The organism is Pseudoduganella sp. GW821-FHT12E03, from assembly GCF_058807115.1.
Map to the genome: position 1 here is coordinate 308652 of NZ_JBXAQJ010000011.1, position 6000 is coordinate 314651.

General features: G+C 61.3%; 4 protein-coding genes. All 4 read left to right on the forward strand.

Annotated elements, in window-relative coordinates; translation table 11 throughout:
• Positions 1-91: 91 nt before the first annotated feature.
• On the forward strand, positions 92-895 hold the full coding sequence (locus AC1RRC_RS26390; RefSeq protein WP_493058577.1) for a PEP-CTERM sorting domain-containing protein: 804 nt from the start codon (positions 92-94) through the stop codon (positions 893-895).
• A gap of 141 nt (positions 896-1036) precedes the next feature.
• Complete coding sequence (locus AC1RRC_RS26395; protein WP_493058578.1) at positions 1037-2044, forward strand: diguanylate cyclase domain-containing protein; 1008 nt, start codon at positions 1037-1039, stop codon at positions 2042-2044.
• 112 nt (positions 2045-2156) lie between these two features.
• Positions 2157-2897: an SDR family oxidoreductase gene (locus tag AC1RRC_RS26400; protein WP_493058579.1), complete on the forward strand. Its 741-nt coding sequence runs from the start codon at positions 2157-2159 to the stop codon at positions 2895-2897.
• A 449-nt stretch (positions 2898-3346) separates the two neighbouring features.
• The coding region (locus AC1RRC_RS26405; RefSeq protein WP_493058580.1) for a beta strand repeat-containing protein at positions 3347-6000 on the forward strand (2654 nt) is incomplete at its 3' end.

The window sequence follows — 6000 nt, forward strand, 5'->3', positions numbered from 1 at the left end:
GGTTGAGGGCTAAGTATCTGATTATTAAATAGTGTTAATTTCAGGCATGATTCCTGCTTTAAGGGAACTAACTATTTCAACGGGAAGCATCATGAAACGACTGCTGAGTGCAGCCATTGCCGCCCTGGCGCTGTCGGCTGGCGGAACCGCCCAGGCTGGCGCGTTTGCGGACACCATTACGGATGCGTATTGGGGGGCTGACGGCCATGGTCTTGGCGATGTGATCGGCAGCACCACGGTCTATGACATCAATAGTGCGAAGATCACGCGTGTCAACGATGTCCTGACCATTACCATCAACACGAAATTTGCCGGCAAGGCGGGATCGGATTCCTGGGCCTACAAGGAAAACAATGTCGCCAAAGGGATCGGCTATGGCGACGTGTTCCTGGCGGATACCTGGAACCCGGTCGGCACTGTCGGCGACCACTACGCGGCGGATAACGCCAGCAACAGCACGATCTGGGATTACGGCTTCAACCTGGCCGACCGCTGGAGTAATACCGGCGGGTCCTTCACGCTGTACAAGCTGAAGGGCGCCACCAACGCGGCCAATGCCAAGAATTCGGAAAGCTACATCAACTGCACCAATGGCTGCACCTACCGCAACGGGCAGGAAGTGGCGGTCAATACCGTCAATAACTCAGCCAATGTGACCAACACCGGTAAAACCGGCAATTGGACGGTATTGAGTAACCAGTCGCTGCAATTCACCATCAATGTTGCGGGCACGGACCTGGCCACGTTCTCGTCGCTGGCCATGCACTGGGGTGAAACCTGCCAGAACGACGTGATTGAAGGCATTGTTCGCCTGACCCCGGCGCCCGGCACGGTGCCGTTGCTGGCGCTGGGCCTCGCCGGACTGGTGCTGATGCGCCGCCGGCGCCAGGCCTAAGCCGGCTTGCGCCGCATTCACGAAAAGCCGCGTCCACGCGGCTTTTTTTAATTTGCTAGTGACATTCCTGCCACAGCGGCGACTTTATTGCATACCCGGCGCTTATAATCCCTGCTTTGCCCGTCGGCCCGGAAAGTCCGCATGCTCGATCATTTCCCGAACACTCCCCTGGCCCAGCGTACCGCGCCTGCCATTCCCCTGCATCCCAACCTGTTCAAACGTGTTCTTGGCCTGGCCAACATGGGCCTGGTGGTGCTGGATGCGCGCAAACGCATCGTGCTGTGGAACCAGTGGATGGCCAGCCATTCCGGGATGGCGGCCACGCGGGTGGAAGGGCAGGACTTGTTTGACCTGTTCCCGGATTTGCTGGGGCAGCGGCTGGAACTGGCGGTGCACAGCGCGCTTGCCAACAACATTGCCGCGCATTTGCCGCAGGCGCTGAACCGCACGCCATTCCCGCTTTTCCCGTCCGGCACATGGGGTGGCGAGCGGGTCGAGCAGGCAATTGCCGTGACGCCGTTTTCCGAAGGGCGCGAGCGTTTTTGCCTGATTGAAATCAGCGATGTCAGCACCACGGTCGGGCGCGAACGGCTGTTGCGGGACCAGGCGGAATCGCTGCGCGCGCAATCGTATGTCGATGGCTTGACGGGCATCGCCAATCGCCGCCATTTCGATGTGGCGCTGCAGCGTGAGCTGGGGCGGGCGCAGCGCCATGGCGGCCACTTGTCGCTGCTGCTGATGGATATTGATTCCTTCAAGTTGTACAACGACCATTTCGGCCACCAGCAGGGCGACGCCTGCCTGGCCATGGTGGCCGAAGCGTTTGCCGGCAAGCTGCAGCGTGCCGCCGACCTCGCGGCCCGTTACGGCGGCGAGGAATTTGCCGCCGTGCTGCCTGATACCAGTCCGGAGCAGGCGCGCCAGCACGCCGAAGCCATCCGTGCCTGTATCGCGGCGCTGAACATCACCCATGCCCCGGCCGCGGCCCGTCCGCACGTGACGATGAGTATTGGAGTGGCCAGTTTCGACAAGGAACGGCTGAACGAGGCGGAGTCGCTGTTGCGGGCGGCCGACCAGGCGCTGTACGCGGCCAAACGCAGCGGCCGCGACCGCGTCGTGGTCGACGGAGATCCGGTCCCTGCCGGATGATGTCATTTTGTCGTGGCGGCCCCGCCACGGCATGCTTGCGGTGTGACAATTGGTGAGGGTTTTACGGGCAAAAGCACGTAAAATTCGCCGTCATGCTATCGAGAAACATTCCATGAGCAAAGTATTAATAGTCACCGGCGGCGGCCGTGGCATCGGTGCGGCCATCGCGCTGGCGGCTGCGCGCGACGGCTACGCGGTCGCGGTCAACTATGCGCGCGATGCGCAAGCCGCGGGCAGGGTGGTGGAGGCGATCCGTGCTGCCGGCGGTGCGGCGGTGGCGGTCCAGGCCGACGTCGGCGAATCCGCCGGGGTGGCGCACCTGTTTGCCGAGACCGAGCGCGCACTCGGCCCGGTCACCGCGCTGGTCAACAATGCCGGTATCACGGGCCGCATTACCCGCTTCATGGATGCGGACCCGGCCATGATTGCCGAGGTCTTCCGCATCAATGTGCTGGGCCTGATGGAGTGCTGCCGCGCGGCGGTGGCGTCGTTCCAGCGCAACGGGTCGGCCGGGGTCATTATCAATATTTCGTCCACGGCGGCAGCGAGCGGCAGTGCCGGTGATTACGTCCATTATGCCGCCAGCAAGGCCGCCGTCGAGGGATTCACCCTGGGCCTGGGGCGTGAACTGGCGCCGGACGGGATCCGGGTGCTGTGTGTGGCGCCGGGTATGACCGAGACTGAAATTCACGAACGGGGTGGCGACGGCGGGCGCTTGCAGCGCGCGGCGCCGTCGATTCCGCTGCGCCGCGTCGCCCGGCCGGAAGAAATCGCGGAACCCGTGGTGTGGCTGTTGTCGCCGGCTGCTTCGTATATGACAGCGACGACCGTGACGGTCGGCGGCGGGAAGTGAATCTCAGCATTGAAAATCAATGAAATCAGAATGTTACGTGATGACGACAAGATAATTCACGTTGCAAAATTACACACAAAAAACATTCTGATAGGAAATTTCTGGGCTATACTGATAATCGATTGCAATTTTTTTGATGTTCGCCCGGAAAAACGTTTAAAGCTTGAGCCAAGTTGGTCGCTCTACCGTTCAGGACAAACCGTGTGGAAACGCGTGTTTCCCACCGGACAATTATTCCCAATGGGTTAGATTTTTCCAAGTGGCATCACGATTATTTATTAAAGTAAATTAACTTGCTGGTCGTAAATGTCTACGAACGACGTCAATAAAATAGTTGCAGGGTAGTTTTTCCAAATACAAGTAGCGTACGTGGAGGTAGCCGGTTTTACGCCGGCTGTTTCCATGTTGCGAGTCCAAATCAGTAGCGTCGTCCCCCAAGGAGAACGGAAGTGAGCCTCTTAACCCTCTTGAGTACCGCCCAGATTGCCAGTCTGGAAACCGATCAGATTGCCGCGTTCGGTTCAGCAGACCTGGCGTCCCTTGGCACCAACCAGATCGGCGCCCTGACCAGTACTCAATTGGCTGTTTTGAACACGTTGCAGCTGCAAGGCTTGACCACTGCGCAGATTTCGCTGGGTGTCACTTCGACCCAGATCTCCGCACTGAACTCGCTGCAACTGAGCGGCTTCACCTCCGCGCAAGCGAATGCGCTGACCACGGATGGCATCGCCGGCATCGAGACGACGGATATCGTGGGGTTCAAGACCGCCACCATCGCTTCCCTGAAATCCACGCAAATCGCGGCATTCAACTCCACCCAGGTGGCGGCGCTGACGTCGCTGCAAGTCGGCGCCCTGACCACGCTGCAACTGACCACCGGCCTCGATACCATCGATATCCAGGCACTGAATTCGACCCAGGTCGGCGCATTCAATTCCGCGCAACTGGGCTCGCTCAGCACGGCGGCCCTGACGGCCATGTCCACCGATGAAGTGGCGGCCCTGTCCACCGGCGCGCTGGCCGGCCTGAAATCGACCCAGGTGTCCGGTTTGACGACCGACCAGGTGGTCGGCATGAATACCCTGCAAATCGCGTCGCTGACCTCGGCGCAACTGGTCGGTTTGAATACACAGCAAGTGTCGAAGATGGACGATGCCGACCTGGCCGCCATCAAGACCAATGTGCTGTCGGGCTTGTCCACGTCGCAAATCAATGCCATCGGCACCAACCAGGTTGACGCGCTGACGTCGCTGCAAATCGGTGCGCTGAGCACGCTGCAAGTGTCGGCCGGCCTGAACTCCGACCAGATCGGCAATTTCAACACCAACCAGTTGGCCGCGCTGACCACCGCCCAGTTTGGTGCGCTGAACACCAACACGCTGGCCGCGATTGCCACCGCCGATATCGACACGCTGAAGACCACCGTGATCGCGGCGTTGAAATCGACCCAGGTGGCGGGCTTGAGCACGCCGCAAATCGCCCAGTTGACCGCCTCGCAAGTTGGCGCCCTGTCGTCGTCGACCTTGTCGAGCCTGTCGACCCTGCAAGGCTTTGCCCTGGATAGCACGCAAGTCGCCGTGCTGACCTCGACCCAGCTGGCGGCGCTGGCCACCAATGTGCTGGCCGCGTTCGGCACCGAAGACATTGCCGCGATCAAGACCACGGCGTTGCCAGGACTGAAATCGAACCAGATTGGCGGCCTGACCTCCGACCAGGTGGTGGGGATGACCACCAACCAGGTCTCGACCCTGACCTCGGCCCAGGTGGTCGGCCTGAATACGCAGCAAATGTCGAAGATGGAGGATGCCGACCTGGCCGCCATCAAGACCAATGTGATTTCCGCACTGACTTCGACCCAGTTCGGCGCCATCGGCACCAACCAGGTGGACGCGCTGACGTCGTCCCAGGTGGCCGCGCTGACCACGTTGCAAGTGTCGACCGGTATCACGTCGGTGCAGGTTGCCGCGCTGACCAGCATGCAGCTGTCCGGCTTCACCAGCGCCCAGTTCGGTGTGCTGGCGACTGACGTGATCGCCGCGATCGCCACGGCCGATATCGACACCCTGAGCACGCTGGTGATTTCGGGTCTGAAATCGACGCAGATCGCCGGCCTGACCACGCCGCAAATCGCGCAACTGTCGTCCGCGCAAATCGGCGCACTGTCGAGCTCGTCGCTGGGCGCGCTGAGCACCCTGCAGGGCTTCGCGCTGGACAGCACGCAAGTTGCCGCGCTGAGCTCGGTACAACTCGGTGCGCTGGCCACCAACGTGCTGGCCGCGTTCGGCACGGAAGACATCGCCGCCATCAAGACCACGGCGCTGGCGGGCCTGAAATCGAACCAGATCGGTGGCTTGACCACCGACCAGGTGGTGGGACTGACCACCAACCAGGTGTCGACCATGACATCGTCGCAACTGGCGGGCTTGAGCACCGCCGGTGTCGCCGCGCTGGAAGACGCCGACCTCGGCGCCATCAAGACCAACGTGATTACCGCGTTGAGCTCGACCCAGATCGGCGCCATTGCCACGGCCCAGGTCGATGCGCTGACGTCGCTGCAAATCGGCGCGCTGACCACGCTGCAAGTGTCGGCCGGCTTGAATTCGCTGCAAATTGCCGTGCTGAACAGCGCGCAACTGGGCGCGCTGACCAGCGCCCAGTTCGGTGTGCTGAACTCGGCGGCGATTGGCGCGATTGCCACCGCCGATATCGACACCCTGAAAACCACGGTGATCTCGGCGCTGAAATCGACCCAGGTGCCGGGCTTGAGCACGCCGCAAATCGCCCAGCTGACCTCGTCGCAGATCAGTGTGCTGTCCAATACCACGCTGGCCGGCCTGTCGACCTTGCAAGGCTTCGCCCTGGATAGCACGCAAGTCGGCGTGCTGACCTCGACCCAGTTGGCCTCACTGGCCACCGATGTGCTGGCCGCCTTTGGCACCGAAGACATCGCCGCCATCAAGACCACCGCGCTGGCGGGCTTGAAATCGAACCAGGTTGCCGGCCTGACCACCGACCAGGTGGTGGGCCTGACCACCAACCAGGTGGCCAACCTGGCGTCGTCGCAACTGGTGGGCCTGAATACGCAGCAAGTGTCGAAGATGGA